We start from the raw sequence: 20,734 nt of genomic DNA, 5'->3' as shown, positions 1-20,734 counted from the left end.
ATTCGCGACCGTAGGGTGGGCATGCCCACCGTGTTTACGGACGCTGCATCAACTCCTTGTGCGCATTCCGCAGCATCGTCACCGTATCGTCCCAGCCGATGCAGCCGTCGGTCACCGAGCAGCCATACTTCAACTGGCTCAGGTCCGCAGGAATCGGCTGGTTCCCGGCCACGATGTTCGACTCGATCATCACGCCGACCAGCGAGCGGTTGCCGTGCTTGATCTGCTGGATCACGTCCGACATCACCAGCGGCTGCAGTTCCGGCTTCTTGTAGCTGTTCGCGTGCGAGCAGTCGACCACCAGGTTGGCCGGCAATCCCGCCTTTGTTAACGCCTGCTCGGCGATCGTGACCGACACCGAATCGTAGTTCGGACGGTCGCCGCCGCCGCGCAGCACCACGTGGCCGTAGCCGTTGCCGCGCGTGCGCACGATCGAGACCGCGCCCTTGTCGTTGATACCGAGGAAGGCATGCGGATTGGCCGACGACAGCACCGCATTGATCGCGATGCCCACGTCGCCGTCGGTACCGTTTTTAAAGCCGACCGGGGTCGAGAGGCCCGAAGACATCTCGCGGTGGGTCTGCGATTCGGTGGTGCGCGCGCCGATGGCGGTCCAGGCGATCAGATCGCCCAGGTACTGCGGCGAGATCGGATCGAGCGCCTCGGTGGCGGTCGGCAGGCCGAGTTCGCAGACGTCGATCAGGAACTGTCGCGCGCGTTCCATGCCGACATCGACCTGGAACGAGTCGTCCATGAACGGATCGTTGATGTAGCCCTTCCAGCCGGTGGTGGTGCGCGGCTTCTCGAAGTACACGCGCATCACCAGCAGCATGGTCTCGCTGACTTCGGCCTGTAAAGCCTTCAGGCGGCGCGCATAGTCCAGGCCCGCTTCCGGATCGTGGATCGAGCAGGGGCCGACGACGACGAACAGGCGCCCGTCCTTGCGGTCGAGGATGTCGCGCAGCGCGGCGCGGCCGTTCATGACGGTGGCAAACGCCCCCTCGGAAAGCGGCAGCTTGGCGTGCAGCTCGGTCGGGGTCGGCATGCGCCCGAACGAGGTAACGTTGGTATTTTCGATATCTGGTGTGATCTGCATGGTGCGGTCCGTTGGACAAAGTCGGATCGACGAGTGTAGCGCCAAAAATGCTTGTCTGCAGCAACGTGCAGCAAACAGCGCCGAAGCAGGGCGCACGCATGTGGGTGTAAGCTGACGGTATGACGACCGAAAATCATGTAAACCCATTCCCCGCCGCCCACTTCATCAAGGAGATCGGCCGCGGCGTCAAAGGCGCGCGCAGCATGACGCGTATCGATGCCGCGGCGCTCTACGGCGCCATGCTCGATGGTCGCGTCTCCGACCTGGAACTGGGCGCTATCCTGCTCGCCATGCGCATCAAGGGCGAGTCGGTGGATGAGCTGGCCGGCTTCATGGACGCCGCCGAAAACGCGTTCGCGCCGCTGCCGGCGCCGCCCGGCGAGTTCGCCCCGGTGCTCATCCCGAGCTACAACGGCGCGCGCAAGCTCGCCAACCTGACGCCGCTGCTGGCGCTGCTGCTGGCGCGCGAAGGCGTACCGACGCTGGTGCATGGCGTACGCACCGATCCGGGCCGCATCACCACCGCCGAGATCCTGGCCGAACTGGGCCTGGCCGAAGCCGCCACCAGCGCGGCCGTGCACGATGCCTTCGAAGCGCGCCGCCCCGCCTTCATGCCGATCGAGACGCTGGCGCCGAGTCTGGCCCACATGCTGTCGCTGCGCCGCATCCTGGGCGTGCGCAACTCGACGCATACCATCGTCAAGATCCTGCAACCTTTCGAAGGCGCGGCGCTGCGCCTGGTCTCGTACACCCATCCCGAATACCTGCAAACGCTGGGCGAATATTTTCAGACCGTCGCGCCGCACGCACGCGGCGACGCCTTCCTGATGCGCGGCACCGAAGGGGAGACCGTCGCCAATCCGCACCGTGCCCAGCAGATCGACTGGTTCCATGAGGGCGCGCGCGACGTGCTGGTCGAGCGCGATCCGCCGGCCGATACCTTGTCCGCCGTGCCGGAAGCGCGCGATGCCGCCGCTACCGCTGCCTGGATTCGCGCGGCGCTCGCCGGCGAGGCGCCGGTGCCCGTGTCGATCGCCAACCAGGTGGCGCGGGTGGCGGCGGCCGCGCGCGAGGTGCGCCGGCGCACTGCGCTGGCTGCTCCGTAAAACCACACTGGCGTCGATGGGCGTGCGGCCGCGAGGCCCAGCGTTTACAATGGCGGGTTTGGAATTTGGCGGCAGCAGCTCATGGCAAAACAATTCGATGTAGCGATTATCGGCGCAGGCGCGGCCGGAATGATGTGCGCGGCAATCGCCGGCGCCCGCGGCAAACGCGTGGTCCTGATCGACCACGCGGAAAAGCTGGCCGAGAAGATCCGCATCTCCGGCGGCGGACGCTGCAACTTCACCAACATCAACGCCGGGCCGGCCAACTTCCTGTCGCAGAATCCGCACTTCTGCAAGAGCGCGCTGTCGCGCTACACGGCGCAAGACTTTCTGGCGCTGGTGAAAAAGCACCGGATCGGCTACCACGAAAAGCACCGCGGCCAGCTCTTCTGCAACGACTCGAGCGAGCAGATCATCGCCATGCTGAAGGCCGAATGCAGCGCCGCCGAAGTCAACTGGCGCATGCCGTGCAAGGTGCATGGCATCGCGAAGGAAGCGGACGGCTACCGCATCGACACCGACCACGGCGACATCGAAGCCGACAGCGTGGTGATCGCCACCGGCGGCCTGTCGATTCCGAAGATCGGCGCCACCGACCTGGGCTATCGCATCGCCACCCAGTTCGGCTTGCCGCTGATTGAGGCGCGTCCGGGCCTGGTGCCGCTGACCTTCGACGGTCCGAGCTGGGAAGCGTTCGCACCGCTGGCCGGCATCGCGCTGGAAGTGGAAGTATCGACCGGTTCCGGCAAGGGTAAAAACGCCAGGCGCGGCCTGTTCCGCGAAGATCTGTTATTTACTCACCGCGGCCTGTCCGGTCCGGCGATACTGCAGATTTCCAGCTACTGGGAACCGGGTACGCCGATCGTGGTGAACCTGCTGCCCGACATGGACATTGCCGAAGAGCTGATCGGCGCCAAGACGACCGTGAAAAAACAGCTCGGCAACGTGCTGACCGGATGGCTGCCGGCGCGCCTGGTCGAGGGCTTGCTGCTGGCCAACGGCCTGGCGCCTGACGCCCGCCTGGCCGACATGCCCGACGCCAAGCTGCGTAAACTCGGCGACGCCATCAACCGCTGGGCCATCGTCCCGACCGGCTCCGAAGGCTACCGCAAGGCCGAAGTCACCCTCGGCGGGGTCGACACCCGCGCCCTGTCGCAGCAGACGATGATGGCGAAAGATGTTCCCGGCCTCTACTTCATCGGCGAAACCGTCGACGTCACCGGCTGGCTCGGCGGCTACAATTTCCAGTGGGCCTGGGCCTCGGCTTACGTGGCAGGGCAGAGCGTCTAAGTTTTTTTTACCAGCAAAGATCGCCGGCATGATCGGGTTTCGCAGGCTACCGCCTGCGGCCTGGCCTGGGTTTCGCGAACTCCGGCCTGCGGCCTCGCCCGTAGGGTGGGCTCTCCAAGCCCACGCGGATTATGCCCACCGCTAACGGCTCAGCCGCAGCTCCACAACCCGATGCATACCCCTGTATTAAATAGATCACACCTCCTTAATCTCTTCCACTGCTTGCCAAAAGCTGCTAGAATTTCGTTCTTCCCTAAATCCAACGGTTTGATTTTTACATGACCACTATCCGCCTTAAAGAAAACGAGCCGTTCGAAGTCGCTATGCGTCGCTTCAAGCGCACTATCGAAAAAACCGGTCTGCTGACGGAACTGCGCGCACGCGAGTTCTACGAAAAGCCAACTGCAGAGCGTAAGCGCAAGCTTGCCGCTGCCGTGAAGCGCCACTACAAGCGCATCCGCAGCCAGCAACTGCCTAAGAAACTGTACTAAGACTGTCTGCCGGCTAGTCCGGCGACGAAGCGCTGCGCTCGTCCCGGTAGCTGCGAGAAGTCCTCGAACCCGCCCTGGTTGTCACCCTGGCGGGTTTTGTTGTTTGTCCCCTATCGATTGGAGAATCCATGAGCCTGAAAGAACAAATCACCAACGACATGAAAGCGGCGATGCGCGCCAAGGAAGCCGGCAAGCTGAACACGATCCGCCTGATCCTGGCCGACATCAAGCGCAAGGAAGTCGACGAGCAGATCGAACTGAACGACCAGCAAACCGTCGCCATCGTCGAAAAGATGATCAAGCAGCGCAAGGATTCGATCACCCAGTTCGAAGCCGGCAACCGCGCCGACCTGGCCGAGATCGAAAAGGCCGAGCTCGAAGTGCTGGTGACCTACATGCCGGCCGGCTTATCAAGCGATGAAATCGCCGCCGAAGTCGCCGCCGCCGTGACCGCCTCCGGCGCCGCCGGCCCGCAGGACATGGGCAAAGTGATGGCCATCGTCAAGCCGAAGCTGGCGGGACGTGCCGACATGACGGTCGTCTCGACCCTGGTCAAGAAAGCACTGACTGGCGCCTGATTCGCACACAAGTAAGCACAAATGGGTCCGACCGGCCCTTGCTTGTTGTAAATCAATTTGCAGCGGGCGCTGCGGTATAGTCTGACCTTAGACAAACACGGTGTAGAGCTCTTACGTGATTCCGCAATCCTTCATTACCGATTTGCTCAACCGCGTCGACATCGTCGACGTCGTTGGGCGTTACGTCCAGCTGAAAAAGGGCGGCGCCAATTACATGGGGCTGTGTCCTTTTCACAGCGAAAAATCCCCCAGCTTCACCGTCAGCCCGACCAAACAGTTCTATCACTGCTTCGGTTGCGGTGCCCATGGCACCTCGATCGGCTTCCTGATCGAATACTCGGGCATGGGCTTCGTCGATGCCGTCAAGGACCTGGCGCAGAACGTGGGCATGGTCGTGCCCGAAGCCGACGACAAGATCCCGCCGCTGCAGCGCGCCGCCCAGCAGGCGCAATCGCAGTCGATGACCGAAGCGCTCAGCCAGGCCTGCGACTATTACCGCGCCCAGCTGAAAACCGCGTCGAACGCGATCAGCTACCTGAAAAACCGCGGCCTGACCGGCGAAATCGCCGCCCGCTTCGGCATGGGCTACGCCCCGTCCGGCTGGGACAACCTGCGCACGGTATTTGCCGATTACGACATGCTGGCGCTGGTCGAGTCCGGCCTCGTCATCGACAAGGTGGATGAGGACGGCAGCAACAAGAAGCGTTACGACCGTTTCCGCGAACGCATCATGTTCCCGATCCGTAATACCAAAGGGCAAGTGATCGGCTTCGGCGGCCGCGTGCTCGACGGCGGCGAACCGAAATACCTGAACTCGCCGGAAACGCCGCTGTTCCAGAAGGGCCTGGAACTGTACGGCCTGTTCGAAGCGCGCCAGGCGATCCGCGACGCCGGCTACGTGCTGGTGACCGAAGGCTACATGGACGTCGTCGCGCTGGCCCAGCTCGGCTTCCCGCAAGCGGTCGCTACCCTCGGTACCGCCTGCACCAGTACCCACGTGCAAAAATTGCTGCGTCAGACCGACAACGTCATCTTCAGTTTCGACGGAGATAAAGCCGGCCGCCGCGCCGCCCGCCGTGCGCTGGAAGCGTGTTTGCCACAAGTGTCCGACAACAAGACCATCCAGTTCCTGTTCTTGCCGGAAAAGCATGACCCGGACAGCTTCGTGCGCGAATTCGGCGCCGACGCGTTTGCCCAGGAAATCAACGATGCCATGCCGCTGTCGCAATTCCTGCTGAGAGAGGTAACGGGCGAGCACGACCTGTCGACGCCGGAAGGGCGCGCCGCCACCCAGTACGACGCCAAGCCGCTGCTGCAGGCGATGACGCCATCCTCGCTGCGCCTGCAGATCGTGCGCGGCCTGGCCAGCCTGACAGAATCCTCGCCGGCCGAGATCGAAAGCCTGTTCGAATTGTCCAAGCCGGTATCGGTGGCGAAAAAGGCGCCGCCGCGCCAGGGCCGCCCGGAGCCGGTCGGCCTCGAATTGCAGATCACGCGCATCCTGGTCGCGCATCCGGCGCTGTCGCTGAACCTGGACGAATCTGCGCTGCAGGCCTTCGACTATTTCGGACAGGAATCGAGCGATGCTTTGCGCTACCTGGTCAGCGTGGCCCAGGCGCTGGGGGAATACGGCAACTTCGCGTCACTGTCGGAACAGTTGAAAGAGGCGAGTAACCACTACGACCGGATCATCGCCGAGATCGCCTCCGAGCCGGAATCCGATCCCGATGCCGACCGCGTGTTCCTGGTTAGTGCAGTGAGACAAATCAAGCTCGACGCGTTGAAACAGGAGTTGAACCAGTTGTTTTCCAAGGGTCTGACCCCAGATCAGGTGAGCGCTCGCTATCGCGAAATCACAGCACAGCAGCAGGTTCTGGAGGCTGAGCAGGCTGCCGACCGCAGCCCCCGCTGAGGGTGCGTTGCGAAGTCGGCAAGTAGGCTTCGTGCAACTTGGAAAAAGAGGGGTGCGTGCTATAATAAAACGCTAACTATTGCAACCTTTGAAACGACTTTCGTGTCAAAAGGGGCGTGGAGTTTCAGTTAGCGCAGCAGTGTTGTACGCTGGATGCAGCGTGATGTAAGGTAACAAAACTTTATCTTTAACCATCGTAAAGTTAGTCGTTGTGACATCGAAAGCGCCTGTGCCAACCAAGAAACCCGAACCCAAAGTGGCTGCCAAACCCACCAGAGCGTCTGCCCAGGCAGACAACGCACAAGACAAGGCCGATGTCCGCACCGCGGGCGCCGCCCCCGTCGTCAGCCAGACCACCGATGCGGCCGCCCTGGCCGCCATCGACACGTCCGGCTACGTGCTGCCATCCGTCAAAGTCCCGGGGCGCCGCGGTCGCAAACCGAAAGAATTCACGCCCGAGAACGACGAAGTCGCCGCGCTCAACGCGGTCGAACGCGCCGAACTGAAGGCCGTCGACAAGGCCAAGGCCAAGGACCGCAAGGCCAAGGAAAAAGCCCTGTTGAAAGACGCGTTCGCCTCGGATACCGAAGCGAGCGAAGAAGAAATCGAGATCCGGCGCCAGAAGCTCAAGGCGCTGATCAAGAACGGCAAGGAGCGCGGTTTCCTCACCTATGCGGAAATCAACGACCACCTGCCCGACAACATCGTCGACCCGGAAGCGATCGAAGGCATCATCGGTACCTTCAACGACATGGGCATTGCCGTGTACGAACACGCGCCCGATGCCGAGTCGCTGCTGCTGTCCGATAACGTTGCCACCGTCACCAGCGACGACGAAGCCGAAGCCGCCGCCGAAGCGGCGCTGTCGACCGTCGACTCCGACTTCGGCCGCACCACCGACCCGGTGCGCATGTACATGCGCGAAATGGGTTCGGTCGAGCTGCTGACGCGCGAAGGCGAAATCGAAATCGCCAAGCGCATCGAAGACGGCCTGCGCGACATGATCCAGGCCATCTCGGCCTGCCCGGTCACCATCGCCGAAATCATCTCCGCCGCCCAGCGCATCGACGCCGACGAAATCAAGATCGACGAAATCGTCGACGGCCTGGTCGAAGAAGAAGGCGCCGAAGAAACCTCGCCATCGGCCGTCGTGCCCGCCACGGACGGCGATGACGAGGATGATGAAGACGCCGAAGACGAGGAAGAGGGCGAGGAAGAGGAAGCCGCCGCCACGCCGGGCGCCGCCGGCTATTCCGCCGAGCAGCTCGAAGCGCTGAAAGCCGCGGCACTGGGCAAGTTCAGCACCATCGAGCAACAGTTTGACAAGATGCGCAAGGCCTACGAAAAGGATGGCTACAATTCCAAAGCCTACGTCAAGGCGCAGGAAGCCATCTCCGACGAACTGCTGGGCATCCGTTTCACCGCGAAAGTCGTCGAAAAGCTGTGCGACACCCTGCGCGGCCAGGTCGACGAAGTGCGCCACATCGAAAAGCAAATTCTCGATGTCGCCGTGAACCGTTGCGGCATGCCGCGCGCCCACTTCATCAAAGTCTTCCCAGGCAACGAGACGAACCTGGAATGGGTCGACGGCGAAGTCAACGCCGGCCACGCCTACAGCGCCATCCTCGGCCGCAACATCCCGACGATCAAGGAATTGCAGCAACGCCTGATCGACCTGCAATCGCGCGTCGTGCTGCCGCTGCCAGACCTGCGCAACATCAACCGCCAGATGGCAGCGGGCGAAATGAAGGCCCGCAAGGCCAAGCGCGAAATGACCGAGGCCAACTTGCGCCTGGTGATCTCGATCGCAAAGAAATACACCAACCGCGGCCTGCAATTCCTCGACCTGATCCAAGAAGGCAATATTGGCTTGATGAAGGCGGTCGATAAATTCGAATACCGCCGCGGCTATAAATTCTCGACCTATGCGACGTGGTGGATCCGCCAGGCCATCACCCGCTCGATCGCCGACCAGGCGCGTACCATCCGGATTCCGGTGCACATGATCGAAACCATCAACAAGATGAACCGCATCTCGCGCCAGATCCTGCAAGAGACGGGCGCGGAGCCGGACCCGGCAACGCTGGCCATCAAGATGGAAATGCCGGAAGACAAAATCCGGAAGATCATGAAGATCGCCAAAGAGCCGATCTCGATGGAAACGCCGATCGGCGACGACGACGATTCGCACCTGGGCGACTTCATCGAGGACAACAACACGCTGGCCCCGTCCGACGCAGCCCTGCACGCCTCGATGCGCGGCGTGGTCAAAGACGTGCTCGACTCGCTGACCCCACGCGAAGCGAAGGTGCTGCGCATGCGCTTCGGCATCGAAATGTCGACCGACCACACGCTGGAAGAGGTCGGCAAGCAATTCGACGTCACCCGCGAACGCATCCGCCAGATCGAAGCCAAGGCCCTGCGCAAGTTGCGCCACCCGTCGCGCTCGGACAAGCTGAAGAGCTTCCTGGAGGGCAGCAGCTGATTGTTGTAGCTGAGCCTTGACGTACCTGCACTAAACGCAATATCCTCTCGCCACTCTGCTGCACGGACTCGCGCCGTGCAGCAGAGTGGCGAGAAATTTTGTCATTGTTCCGATTTCTGGGCCTCTAGCTCATGCCTGGTTAGAGCAGCGGACTCATAATCCGTTGGTGCCGTGTTCGACTCACGGGAGGCCTACCACAATATGTTAATTGCGAATCAAGGGGTTACGGCGTTCCGTGACCCCTTTTTTGTTCGCCTTGCGAACGGCATTGTGACGTAGTTGTAACGTACAGCAGGGTATCGATCACGCAGCGTTTCCAGCCACGGGTATTGGCCCAGTTGATCGGCTCTCCCTTGTAGGCGAAGACGTGCTCCGGATGTTTTCCACGCTGGCGCTGCAGGACATCCATGGCGAGGTCGTTGAGCGACACATGCAGGTCACCGCCGTTCTTGGCGTCGTCGCCATGAACCCGCGCTGTACGGCGACCAAGGTCGACCTGCGACCAACATCAGCCGATCACGTCGCCCTGGCGCAGACCTGTCACCAGCGCGAACGGCACCAAATCGCGCTGGTGCTCCTGATACTCCGCCAGCAATGCCTTTGCCTGCGCCGGAGTCATCCACCGCATCCGGCGCTTCGCCTCCCGGTACAGCTTGATCTTTGGCGCTTTCTCGATCCACCTCTACTCGTCGCAGGCCTTGCGACAGCTCGACGGGCCGATATATCGAGCGCCCGACGCACGCCACTTCCGCCGGCTCCTAGCTGCCCTTTTCCGGTAGCTCGCTTACTAGCATGGGCAAGGCGGCGGCGGTGGTGGCAGTGGTGGTGGAAGGGTCCCGGGAACGTATCCCAAAGACTCGACTGGCACAATCGTCGTTGCTCGATGAAATGGCACGCGCAGGTCGATCAGCGACAGTAGCATCCTCGAGGTCACGTTGTTGCACTGGTTCTGTACTCCCCGGTCGCAGACGCTAACCTGCACGAAGCGGATGCACGTGGGCGCCTGCGGGTTATTCATGCAGATCTGCCTGTTGGCAGCCGCGTTGATTGGCCATGAGCTATCAGGTATCACGGACAAATCAAACCGTAGGTATTCCAACCGGATGTATTCGTCCGTAACAGGTTCCGCAAGCACGAGGCCACCTGGGGAGCTTCGGAAAATCGCGTGTTGCCTTACCCGGGCAGTTGCGTCAGTGTCGCGCGGATAGACATGTGCTGCTGCGGCAGCACCCCTGCGTGTAACTTCATGCAGGGTGTTAAAGACAAACAGGAGGCGTGCCAACTCAATGATGCCGAAAACCAACATAAAAAAGATCGTGGCGAGCAGCGCGAACTCCACCGCTGCGGTGCCAGCCTGTGTCTTGAGGGGGCGCCAGCCGTTGCGCCGAGAGAGATTAATTGCCGACATAGCGCATCTTGTGGCTAGCGGTGATCCTTAGACCGTACCATCCAGTATCAACAAACCCCGAAGGGTCAAACATGGTGATCGAAAAATTCACCTGGACAGTGTCCGGGACATTAGGGCCCGGTGCGACGTCGGCGCAAAGGGCAGGAGCGAAGGCCGAGGCGTTACAGAGCACTACGAGGCCTACAGGTGCTATCCCAGGGGAAGAGTCAGCGAGTTCCCGCGTGACGATTTGTCTTGCCACTGTATCCGCCGCCCTCGCCAGCGTTGGGGTCGTTATTTCGGCTCGTGACAAGGTAGCAAGGTAGCGTGCGGCGTCCTGCGCCGCTTTCTGTGCCATCGTGTAATGCCACAATATGCTTACAGTGAAGAAACCTACTGTAAGAAATGGTACGAGAATCGGCAGGAGGAGCGCGAGCTCTACCGCTGCGCTGCCAGCCTGGCGTTTCATCGACCTGTGGACAGTATCGAAACGAAATTTGTTCATGGGAAGAGTTCTACGTGACCTGGCAACGATTGAATGGGCAATAATCCTGCAAACTCGGCGATGAGGCTCTCGTCCGTCGCCTGAACAGTCATGAAAAATTTTCCGATCGCAACCACGGTTGCCGACGCGTTCGAACCGGACGGCGCTGTCGGGGAGCACGAGAGCAGCGGGATGTTCAATACTCGCCGATCCCGAAGCGCCATCGGTCTGTTTGCAAGACGCGGAGGTTCGGAATAGGCGGTGGCTGTGGCGGACGGAACATAGGGCACTGCCGGCGCTGTTGGGTAAGTTGGTGAAGTAGGACCTGCTGGGTAAAGGCTCGGCCAGTCCGTGGTGGAAAACGTTTCATAACCGCTGGCGGGTTCGGGCGAATCGGCAGGCGACGGTGCTTTGACTGCTTTCGCATATGCCCACAAAGGGCCGTACTGCTCGGGTGACGCCGGTGCCGCTGGCAGATTAATGACGGGCTCACTCTTGCCACGCTCTGTCGTTGTTGCCACGGCCGCCGCCCCCTTGTTAGGGCTCATCCACTTGACGACACCTGTCTGGTCATATGCGTACGACTTGATATTTTGGTCCGGCGCCGCGCTGATCGGAGTACAGGACCCGTTCGCATAATTGTCGAAACGCGTGTTGATCGCAGCCCTCAACGATGCAAGCGGGGACGCGTCGGGGAGCGCGGAGACGCGAATCGTGTTGCCAGTTAGTCGTCTCACCCACATGGAACCGCTGCACACAAATGGTTGCAGCGCTGAGATGTCAAAGCTTTGGCTGTTTGTTCCTGGTTCAGCGACCGGGTTGATTGCGAAACGGATCGGCGTTGTGCTATTTGGATTGAGCTTCATCAGGTCATAGCTGATTCCGCGCCGAAACCCGTATTGCACCAGCTCGGAGAGCGTCGGCTCGGCAGGGCTGGGTGCTGGGCGTGCTTTCGCGGCGTCCGGCGACATCGCGCAAATCCCGATTGGCATCGCCTTCACCGACGTCCTTCCGGCGATCGCACTGTCGCTGATCTGGGCCGTCACCGTATTACCGGTCAGGATCTTGAGGAAAAAGGTATGAACTTTGCCAATGGCTGGACCAAGATCCGCAGTATCCACCCGCGCGAAAAAAAGATCCGCTACCTGGGTGCTTGATCCTCCTGCGCTAGCCGACCGGATCCAGGTCCCCGAGCGCGAGGGAGTAGTGCCGAAACTGAGAGCGTCCTCGCTCCAGGTGAAGGAAGTGCCGTTACCATAATTCTGGTAGCGAAGATTGGCTGCCGCGGCACTCGCTGCGTCCCTCGCCGCAACAAGCCCTTCGGGGGTTCCGTTGAGTTCTCGGGCCGCCGCCAGTGCGGCCGCCTTGGCTATTCCGTACATGTCGACTTTACGGTTATAAACCTGTCCAATATCCAAAGCAAGGGCCCAAAAACCGATTATCACAATGAGCAATGGGGCAAACATCACTGCAAAGGCACCCTCCTGTCTCGAGAGGGTAGTCTTCACCGGGCGCCGGTCCCTGGCTGCTTTATTTGTGAAAGCGTTGTGCTGTGCACGAGATGCTTGCTGCCGGAATGCCATACCTTGCCTCATATCCTTGGACCATTGAAGTGCTTGGTAGCTCTGGCTCGAACGAAATAATTCTAGCGAGTGGAGAGCTGACAAAGTTGAGATTGGCCAGAAGTAAGGTTGCATATCTCGTGCGCGTAGATGCTTCAAACAGAAGCTGAATGGCAGAAATGGCGGTTAGCCAGGGGAGTGGATCGGGCGAGTCTCGGTTTCATTGGGTTTCGTCGCCACAGTCGTTTCCTGCCTGGCACGCTGCACGTCTTCTGCCCTGAAAAGCAATGCACCGCACGCAAATGCCCAGAAGACCCACGCGGCGAAGGGAAGAAACATGAAATCGATAAAGCGATGACCAATCACAAGGACGGATACAAATCCGCTTATCGTAGTGAGGCAAGATATGGCGATATGGTTACGGGTAAAAGGAAGCCTAGCCCACGGAGCGAAAGTGAACAAAGCTACAATTACTCCGAATAGAATAAAGCTCCCGTTTAGGACAAAAGCCCCGAACGTCGCGCCTACAACATAGAGCAGGACACATGGTAATTTCTCCCAGCGTGATTCCGCAACTGGGCCCTTGCTTTGTTCGACCACGCTACTGCCAACGATGAATGGACACATGGCGGACCGGAAAACAAGCGTAGCCGCTGGAATCGCTACGAGTACGTGCCATAAAAATCCCGCACTCAGCAAGAATAGCCACGCGTCGAAAAGCACCCAGCCTAAAAGCGAGTAGAGAAGCGCTATGAATGACCAGTATGGGCGAGGCTTCGCAAGCCGAACGCTATTCGAGTCCATGGCATCTTCCTTTATTGGCGGCGAATAAAGCTGTTGTCCAGCAGGCAAAGGCTCGCTCGGCCAAGTGTGGACCACGAAGGATTCCGCTGCAATCAAAGTATCCTGAACCATTGATGGGAATCATCAGGATGCTCCCCCAACATCGGCGGCAGCCGCTCAACGCGGGTGGAGGTCTTCGAAAAATGAGCAAGATTAAAGGAAGGTAACGCGGTCCGGATGTTGCGGCCGCGCCAAGCGGCACTCCTTCCTTCAATACGTCGCCGCAGCGAGCTCAGTCTTCATCCACCCGCGCCGCTCCCAGCGCATGCGGCCGAATCAAATCCAGCCGCACCGCATACCCCACGCCACCCCGCGACGCGTCCGCGATGATCTGCCCGGCATCATTGATCCCGCGCGAGAAGTTGATGCTCCAGCCCGACTTGCGGTCGATGAGCGCGTTCAGGCTTTCCAGCCGCTTGCCGCGGTAGACGAACGCGCCCAGGTGGTTGCTGTTGCCGACGACGTGACCGTGGTTGTTGATGGCCTGGGCCGTGCTGAAGCGGTAATCGCCGGCGGGGCGGGTGTCGATCAGAGTCGGGCGGCCGTGAGTCCATACGGTGGCGAGGGCTTCGCGGAAGGTTTCGGTCGAGGTGTAGCCGGCGACCTGGCCGCGGTCGTTGATGTCGAGGCCGTAGCTGGGCGTGAAGCCGAAGTCGCCCAGCTGGCGTATGGCGCCCTGCCTCCACACAAAGGCGTAGAACGGGATTTCCGGACTGAACAGCGACCCGGACTCGCCGGTGACCTGGTTGCGGTTGTTGAGTGCTTCCGGCTGCGTAGTCGGGTTGTCGTAGGGCAGGGTGCCGATGTCCTGGTACTTGCCGTTCGGCGCGCGCAGGTAAGCGCGCGGGTTGCTGCCGGCCGGATCGGTGGTCGGTGGACTGGCCGCCGCCAGGATATAGCCGGCATTGTTGATGTCCACGTAGCGGGCGGGGGCGCCGCCGGGGCCGCTCAGCGGGCGGAAGCTGCCGCGGTAATACACGTAGCCGCGCGCCTGGCCGGTGGTGGTGGTCCAGTTGCCGAGGACTTCGCCCTTGTCGTTGATGGCCACCGCGATGTTGGACGTGGCGCCTGGCAGACTCAGGCCGACCGGGCCTTTGCCGTAGTTGACAAAGCTGCGGTAGACCAGGGTGCCGGTCTGCACGGTGCCGACGACGGCGCCGGCGGCGTTGATGCCGGTTGGCCGGCTGCCGGCGGGGCCGACGACGGCGACGCGGTATTCGGCATAGCCGGGGGACGCGTTGGCCATACCTGCCGCGAGCGACAGCAAGAACAGCGACGCCATTGAAATGCGATTGCGTGTGACCATGACCATCTCCAGAAGGTGAAAGCGGCTGGGCAAGGCGATGGCGCCAGCCGCAACGTGACACCCGTCACCAGGGCGATTCCCGATACGGCAACATCTTGCGTGCGTCAGTCGGCGTCCTTGTTCTCCAGTTGGGGCGCCGCCAGTACGCTCGGCCGGATCAGGTCGAGCCGCACAGCGTAGGGCACGCCATTGCGCAAGGCCGTTGCCGCGATCTGGCCGGCATCGTTGATCGCCTCGGGCTCGACGATGTCCCAGCCGAGTTTCGGGTCGATCAGCACATTCAGGCTTTGCATGCGCTTGCCGCGGTACACGAAGCCGGACAGGTGGTCGCTGCTGCCGACGACATGGCCGTGATTGTTGATGCCGGCGCCCGCGCTCGAGCGTTCGGCGACGGCGCCGCCGCGCCCGTCGATGTCGATCAGGCGGCCATGGCTGTAGATATACGCGACGCGGCTGCGAAAGCCGGTCGGCACCGACATGTAGCCGGTGATCTGCCCTCGGTCGTTGATGGCGTTGCCGCCGTTCGGCGCCCAGCCGAAGTCGCCCAGGTCACGCATCACCCCATTGGTCCAGGTATAGGCGCGCAGCGGCTGGTCCGGCTGCGAAAAGGGACCGGTCTCGCCAGTCACCTGATTGCGGTTGTTCAGCGCCAGGGCGGTGTTCAGGGTTGGTACATCGGGCCAGTCGGGGAAGGTCAGGTTGCCGACGTCCCGGAACTTGCCACCTGGGTCGCGCAGGTAGCCGCGCCAGCCGCCCGGAAACCGCGGCGACTCCGCGGTCGCGGTGACGTAGCCGGCATTGTTGATGTCGGTATAGCGCGCGAACGTGCCGCGCAGTGCACCGATATCACGCCGCTTGTCCTGGTAGTAGATGAAGCCGCGCCGCTGGCCGCTGGCGGTCGTCCAGTGGCCGAGCACTTCGCCCTTGTCGTTGATGGCGACGGCATCGCTCGCGCTGCCGCCCAGGGTGCCGAGGTCGACCAGGCCCTTGCCGCGGTTCAGGAAACCGTGGGTCGAGGTCGGGCTGGCCGGCCAGGTGCCGACCACGACGCCGGCACTGTTGATGTCGGTAGCGGTGCTGTTGGCCGGCCCCACCACCGTGACGCGGTACTCGGGGTAGGGCGGGGCGGCATGCGCCAGGCCAAGGGTGAACGGTAGCAGGAACAGCGCTAGGCGATGAGGGGTTCGCATGGCATTCTCCATAAGTTGACGGCCGGTGGGAGCGGCAATGGCAAGGCCGCCGTCAGATTGCGCCCGCCATCGGGGCTTCCGTGGATCGGTGCGCCAACCGGTTCGCTCATTGTTTGCGCGCGTCCGCTGCGCCGTGGCACGGATCGAGCCGCACCGCGAAACCGAAGGCAACGCCTGCCTGGTTCGCCGTGCCGACGATCTGTCCCTTGTCGTTGATGCCCTGCATGCTGGTGATGGTGTAGCCGCCGGCGGGGTCGATCAGGGCATTGGTGCTTTCTATCTTGTTACCGCGGTAGACGAAGGGGCCGGAGCCGCCGACGACCTGGCCATGCTTGTTGATCGCTGCCGGCAGCGTGAACGGGTTAGTAAACGGCAGGGCGCCGATGTCGCGGAAGCCGCCGTCGGGCGCGCGCAGGTAGCCGCGCCGCGGCCCGAAGTTGAACTGGTAGGTGCCGACGACGTAGCCGGCGTTGTTGATGGCGGCCGCGGTGGTCGTCGGCGGCAGGAAGAGGTTGACGTCCCTGGGCACCCCGCGCCCGTAGATGAAGCCACGGGTGCCGCCGCTGACGTCGGACGTGCCGACCACCTGGAAGCGGTCGTTGATACCGTTGGCGATGCTGAAAATGCGGAATTCGCCCAGTCCACCGATCTCGACCGTGCTATTGCCCCGGGTAAGGAAACCATGGGCGCCGGCGCCGGTGAACTGGAAGTCGCCGACGGTTGCGCCGGCATTGTTGATGGCCAGGCCACCGCTGATCAGGGGCGCCACCCGGGTGAACCTGTACTCGATCCGGGGTTGTGCCGCGCCGGCCAGTCCACATGCCGCGGCCAGTAGTATCCACGCCAAACTGTTTCGCTTCCACATGATCATCTCCCCATGAACAAAGACCTGCGACGAGGGACAGAGCCGCCGATCTGCGCCCGTCGCTCGTCTCGCGCGGCGCTGAAGCCGGCAACATTAAAGCGAAATCGTTTCGCATCGACATGAGAATCTCTTTAAGAAACAAGGGCTTGCATCAGGCAGCGCCTGCTCGTCAGTCAAGGTACGCCGTTGGCGCTGGCTGGATTTGGCACCGCACAATGCGAGATGGGTAGCGCTTGCAGGCGAATGCCGATTCGGGGGCGCCTGTTGCGCCTGCGGGACAGGCAGCGCGGGATGTTTTTCTCGGGCTATGTCTGAAAACGGCCACAAGCAAGAATGTCGGGATTTCTTCTAGGCCACATTACTGGCAAAATAGCATTCTGATCAGCAAAGCCCAGGGCGTTGGAGCTTCTCCCATGGAAATCAATTCGCTGACCGGCGAGTTCGCGCTCGCGCCACTTGAAGGCGCGTACCTGAAACACAAGCAGGCCCAGACCCAGGAGTTGCTCGGCTTCACGCTGGTGTTTTGCACTGTTTTTTATCTCGGCTTTTTCGCCACCGACCTCGCCTTCCTCGGCTGGGGCTTTGAAACGATGGTGTCGCTGGCCGCCCGTACGCTGGTGGCGGTCATTGCCGGCACCTGCGCCTGGCTGGCTTACCGGCGCGCCTTGTCGGTATGCGCCACGCGCATTGCCGCCTCGCTGTCCGAAGGTGTGGCGCTCGCCAGCTTCATGCTTATCTCATTGCTGCGCCCAAGCGAATTCCACTGGCATGCGATGTCGCTGGCAATCATGCTGGTCGTGATCTATCTGTATATCCCGAACCGCCTGCGCTATGCGACGGCGCTGGCGGTGGCGGCGACGCTGGCCTTTGTCGCGCTCGCCGACAAGTACAGCCGCATGTCGTTTGCCGATGAATTAACGATGGTCATGCTGCTGGTCCTGGTGAATACCTTCGGCTTCCTGGCCGCGCGCCGTTTCAACCACGTGTCGCGCCAGGAATACCGCTCCTGGTCGGTGCTGAAACATGCGGCCGAGCGCGACCATCTGACCGGCTGCTTCAACCGCCGCTACCTGCACGACCAGTTGATGGGCGGGCAGTGGGCCGGCCGTGCGCTCGACGCCAACAGTCTCACCGTCGTCCTGTGCGACATCGACCGTTTCAAGCACATCAACGATACCCACGGCCATGGCGACGGCGACATGGTGCTACGCGGCTTCGCGCGCATCCTGCACGCCGCCACCCGCGAAGGCATCGACAGCGTGGTGCGCTATGGCGGCGAGGAATTCCTGGTGGTGTTGCCGGGGACCGATCTGGGCGGCGGCATCCGCCTGGCCGAACGCCTGCGCGTCACCTTTGCCGCGACCGAAGTCGTGTCGCACGATGGCGCAACCCGACTGCGCGCCACCGCCAGCTTCGGCGTCGCCACCGTCGCCCTCGCGCAGCTAACTTCCGATGCGCCGCTGCGCCGGCTGATCACGGCTGCCGACGAGTTGATGTACCGGGCCAAGCGCAACGGGCGTGACCGGATCGAGTCGTTGCAGTTGGTTTGATACCGGCGATAAGTCTCAGTTATCGGCCAGCAATCCCAGCGCGCCATGGCGGTCGAGCGTATACCGTTGTAAATCGCTCGCCAGGAACATGTTCCCCGTGTAGGCCGCGCGCGCTTCGGCCTCGACGTCGGCCATCGACGGGCCATTGCCTGCTTGCTGGTAGCGCGGGCTGAAATGCGTCAGGATCAGGTTCGGAATCCCGGCCGATTCGGCAAAGGACGCCGTCGCCCGTGCCGAGCTGTGCTGCGGTCCCGGTCCGACCTTTTGCAATACCTCTTCGGTATACGTCGCTTCGTGCACCAGCAAGTGCGCGTCCTCGGCCTGGGCGGCGAGCAGGGCGGGCGTGTCGTTGTCGCCGGCGACGATGATCTTGCGCTGGCGCCGGCCCGGCAAGATGTAGTCGGCACTGCGGGCGACGCGGCAGTCCGGTAAATCGATGTCTTCGCCGCGCTGGAGCTGGCCCCAGCCGGGGCCGGAAACGATGCCGTCGCGTTCGAGCTTGGCCGTATCGAGGCGGCGCTCGACGCTTTTTTCGATAAAGGTGAATGCGAACGAGGGCACGCGGTGCGACAGTGCGGTCGCTTCGATGTGGAAGTCGGGCAGCGCGGCACTCGTCCAGCCCGGTTCGACGGCGGCGAATTCGAGAGAGTACGGCAGGCGCAGCTCGGTGCTCTCCATCACCCCGCGCACAAAGCGTTCGACCGCGGGTGGTCCGGCGATCAACAGCGGCTCGCTGCGGTTGAGCAAGCCGGCGCTGGCCAGCAGACCCGGCAGGCCGTAGCAGTGGTCGCCGTGGATATGGGTGATGAAAATCGCCCGCAGGCTCATCGGCGAGTAATGGGTGCGCAGGATGCGGTGCTGCGTGCCTTCGCCGCAGTCGACCAGATACCAGTGCTTCGATCCCGTCGCCCGCAGCGCCAGGCCCGCGACGTTGCGCGCGCGGCTCGGCGTGCCGGAAGAGGTGCCCAGGAATTGCAGTTCCATCGTGTCGGTCCTTGTTTTCGCGATTATGCGCGAACCGGGCGAACGCGGCGGACAATTGCCGAGCATGGCGGCAGGCCAGCCGCATGGGCGCGGCAGCGCCCGCCAGGTCAGGCCGGCCGCACCCCTTCGATCACGAAGCCGCTGGCGGGCAGGGCCGGCATACGCTCCAGGCTCACGGTCAGGTCCTGTGGCGGGACCTCGTAGTGGATAGCGCCGGCGAGCAGGCGCAGCGCCGATTTGGTCAGTTCGATGGTAGCCGCCTCTCCCGGGCAGCGGTGGCCCGAGGCCGCATCGCCACCGCCTTGCGGGATCAGGTCGAAGCCACTGTCCTTGCGCGCTTCGAAGCGTTGCGGGCTGAACAGATCGGCGTCGGGCCAGGTGCCGCGGTGGTGGTTGGTGCCGTACATGTCGAGCAAGACCCAGTCGCCCTTGTCGAACTGCAGGCCGTTCCAGGCGAAGGAATGGTTGGCGCGGCCGCCGATGGCGGGGAAAAAGGGGTAATAGCGCCGCACTTCCGCGACGAACATCTCCAGTGCGGCATCGTCCCCGCCGGCCAGGCGCGTGCGCCATTCAGGGTAATCGTGCATGGCCAGTGCGCCGAAGACGATGTAGCGCGCCACCGCCACCACCGGGCGCAGCACGTTCAATAGTTCCACCGCCGCGTCCGCATTCGACAGCACTTCGCCGTCGGCGTCGCGGTGGAAGGCGATCGTCGCCAGCGGGCTTTCCGGGTCGGTCGGACGGCCGGTGCGTACCGCCACGATGTGGTCGTGCGCCCATTGTTCGGTATGGCGGCGCAGCGAGGCGCCGAGCCAGTTGCGCGGGCCGACGGCGCCGGCGCCATCGATCATGGCCGAGAATTCCGCGGTGCGCAGCACTTCCTCTTCAACATTGGCCAGCGGCACACCGGCCCAGGCGCAGGCGGCGCGGCACAGCACGGCCTGCGCTTCCTGGATCAGCACTTGCCGGCGCAGGCGCGGCCAGCGCTCGAAGCGCAGGCGCCATTCGCGTTCGGCCAGGTCGACCAGGCGCGCGCGCGACGCCGGCGTTTGCAGCGACATCAGCATCGCCTTTCTCACCCGGTGCATTTCGCCGTCCTGCACGTGGGCGCTGCCGTGACCCTGCAGCAGGGCCATGGCGGTCGGGGGATTGGCGCCCTGGCGCGTAAAGCGGCCCGGCTGGTAGAACATGCGCGCGGCCGCCTCGCCGCGCACGCAGACCACGCGGCGCAGCATCAGGCGGGTGCCGAAAATGTCGGAGCCGAGTTCGTCGCAGCGGTTGCCGATGAAACGGTAGCCCTCGCTGAGGAGCGCGATCGAGTTGTCGAAGCCGGGCGCCTGGGGGATGGTGCGGTGCACGGGCAGGGCGGTGGAATGGGGGGCATTCATGGGCATTCTCCTTTTGCCCCCGAGTGTGCCAGAGCAGCCGTGTTCCGAATGTGCGCTGGCGCTCGCAACGCGGCCCTGTTGTGTTTTATGCACAAGCCAGCGGCGTGCCAGTGCCCGCGCCTGGGCGTCTTGCGGCGCATCACGCGCGCGCCGCGTCAGTACGGGAACCGCAGGCGTCCGGTCGCGTTCCAAGTCAGTATTGCGTGCCGCTGGATTG

17 protein-coding genes and 1 tRNA gene are annotated in these 20,734 nt (G+C 62.6%); 8 read left to right on the top strand and 10 right to left on the bottom strand.

The window, feature by feature from the left end; all coding sequences use genetic code 11:
* Nucleotides 1–34: 34 nt before the first annotated feature.
* Nucleotides 35–1,096, bottom strand: coding sequence for a 3-deoxy-7-phosphoheptulonate synthase (locus tag AC56LG_RS07195; protein WP_497165424.1), 1,062 nt, complete (start codon nucleotides 1,094–1,096; stop codon nucleotides 35–37).
* A gap of 119 nt (nucleotides 1,097–1,215) precedes the next feature.
* Here AC56LG_RS07195 and ybiB point away from each other — a divergent pair, with 119 nt between their 5' ends.
* From ybiB to AC56LG_RS07160, 7 genes are all read left to right on the top strand, one after another.
* Nucleotides 1,216–2,202 (top strand): DNA-binding protein YbiB, encoded by a 987-nt coding sequence (gene ybiB, locus AC56LG_RS07190; protein ID WP_497165423.1) that lies wholly within the window; start codon nucleotides 1,216–1,218, stop codon nucleotides 2,200–2,202.
* Nucleotides 2,203–2,283: 81 nt separating this feature from the next.
* The gene (locus AC56LG_RS07185) at nucleotides 2,284–3,492 is read left to right on the top strand and encodes a BaiN/RdsA family NAD(P)/FAD-dependent oxidoreductase (RefSeq protein WP_497165422.1); all 1,209 of its coding nucleotides are present in this window, start codon (nucleotides 2,284–2,286) and stop codon (nucleotides 3,490–3,492) included.
* Nucleotides 3,493–3,770: 278 nt separating this feature from the next.
* Nucleotides 3,771–3,983, top strand: coding sequence for a 30S ribosomal protein S21 (rpsU, locus tag AC56LG_RS07180; RefSeq protein ID WP_005665410.1), 213 nt, complete (start codon nucleotides 3,771–3,773; stop codon nucleotides 3,981–3,983).
* Nucleotides 3,984–4,111: 128 nt separating this feature from the next.
* Nucleotides 4,112–4,561, top strand: coding sequence for a GatB/YqeY domain-containing protein (locus AC56LG_RS07175; protein ID WP_497165421.1), 450 nt, complete (start codon nucleotides 4,112–4,114; stop codon nucleotides 4,559–4,561).
* Between the two features lie 115 nt (nucleotides 4,562–4,676).
* Nucleotides 4,677–6,473 (top strand): DNA primase, encoded by a 1,797-nt coding sequence (dnaG, locus tag AC56LG_RS07170; protein WP_497165420.1) that lies wholly within the window; start codon nucleotides 4,677–4,679, stop codon nucleotides 6,471–6,473.
* Nucleotides 6,474–6,729: 256 nt separating this feature from the next.
* Complete coding sequence (gene rpoD / locus AC56LG_RS07165; RefSeq protein ID WP_497165419.1) at nucleotides 6,730–8,958, top strand: RNA polymerase sigma factor RpoD; 2,229 nt, start codon at nucleotides 6,730–6,732, stop codon at nucleotides 8,956–8,958.
* Between the two features lie 118 nt (nucleotides 8,959–9,076).
* Nucleotides 9,077–9,155 (top strand) — tRNA-Ile (locus AC56LG_RS07160).
* Between the two features lie 26 nt (nucleotides 9,156–9,181).
* Here the strand turns inward: AC56LG_RS07160 and AC56LG_RS07155 are convergent.
* From AC56LG_RS07155 to AC56LG_RS07125, 7 genes are all read right to left on the bottom strand, one after another.
* Nucleotides 9,182–9,367 carry a hypothetical protein gene (locus AC56LG_RS07155; RefSeq protein ID WP_497165418.1) on the bottom strand — a complete coding sequence of 62 codons (186 nt, stop codon included), beginning with the start codon at nucleotides 9,365–9,367 and terminating at the stop codon, nucleotides 9,182–9,184.
* 378 nt (nucleotides 9,368–9,745) lie between these two features.
* Nucleotides 9,746–10,366 carry a TadE/TadG family type IV pilus assembly protein gene (locus AC56LG_RS07150; RefSeq protein ID WP_497165417.1) on the bottom strand — a complete coding sequence of 207 codons (621 nt, stop codon included), beginning with the start codon at nucleotides 10,364–10,366 and terminating at the stop codon, nucleotides 9,746–9,748.
* A complete protein-coding gene (locus tag AC56LG_RS07145) occupies nucleotides 10,353–10,850 on the bottom strand; it encodes a TadE/TadG family type IV pilus assembly protein (protein WP_497165416.1) in 498 nt (165 codons plus the stop codon). Before AC56LG_RS07145 ends, AC56LG_RS07150 begins: the two co-directional genes overlap by 14 nt.
* Complete coding sequence (locus AC56LG_RS07140) at nucleotides 10,847–12,412, bottom strand: pilus assembly protein TadG-related protein (protein WP_497165415.1); 1,566 nt, start codon at nucleotides 12,410–12,412, stop codon at nucleotides 10,847–10,849. Before AC56LG_RS07140 ends, AC56LG_RS07145 begins: the two co-directional genes overlap by 4 nt.
* A 1,054-nt stretch (nucleotides 12,413–13,466) precedes the next feature.
* On the bottom strand, nucleotides 13,467–14,540 hold the full coding sequence (locus AC56LG_RS07135) for an HAF repeat-containing protein (RefSeq protein WP_497165414.1): 1,074 nt from the start codon (nucleotides 14,538–14,540) through the stop codon (nucleotides 13,467–13,469).
* A gap of 104 nt (nucleotides 14,541–14,644) precedes the next feature.
* Entirely contained in the window at nucleotides 14,645–15,730 is a 1,086-nt protein-coding gene (locus tag AC56LG_RS07130; RefSeq protein ID WP_497165413.1) for an HAF repeat-containing protein, read from the bottom strand.
* A 106-nt stretch (nucleotides 15,731–15,836) separates the two neighbouring features.
* Entirely contained in the window at nucleotides 15,837–16,595 is a 759-nt protein-coding gene (locus tag AC56LG_RS07125; RefSeq protein ID WP_497165412.1) for a hypothetical protein, read from the bottom strand.
* A gap of 413 nt (nucleotides 16,596–17,008) precedes the next feature.
* Here AC56LG_RS07125 and AC56LG_RS07120 point away from each other — a divergent pair, with 413 nt between their 5' ends.
* Complete coding sequence (locus AC56LG_RS07120) at nucleotides 17,009–18,145, top strand: GGDEF domain-containing protein (protein WP_497165411.1); 1,137 nt, start codon at nucleotides 17,009–17,011, stop codon at nucleotides 18,143–18,145.
* Nucleotides 18,146–18,160: 15 nt separating this feature from the next.
* Here AC56LG_RS07120 and AC56LG_RS07115 read toward each other — a convergent pair whose 3' ends face one another.
* Together AC56LG_RS07115 and AC56LG_RS07110 are read right to left on the bottom strand one after the other, a co-directional pair.
* Nucleotides 18,161–19,129 carry an MBL fold metallo-hydrolase gene (locus tag AC56LG_RS07115; RefSeq protein ID WP_497165410.1) on the bottom strand — a complete coding sequence of 323 codons (969 nt, stop codon included), beginning with the start codon at nucleotides 19,127–19,129 and terminating at the stop codon, nucleotides 18,161–18,163.
* A 107-nt stretch (nucleotides 19,130–19,236) separates the two neighbouring features.
* On the bottom strand, nucleotides 19,237–20,517 hold the full coding sequence (locus tag AC56LG_RS07110; protein ID WP_497165409.1) for a cytochrome P450: 1,281 nt from the start codon (nucleotides 20,515–20,517) through the stop codon (nucleotides 19,237–19,239).
* Nucleotides 20,518–20,734 lie beyond the last annotated feature (217 nt).

It is taken from the genome of Telluria sp. ZB2R32, from assembly GCF_059685715.1.
This window is presented reverse-complemented; position numbering and strand designations above follow the sequence as displayed.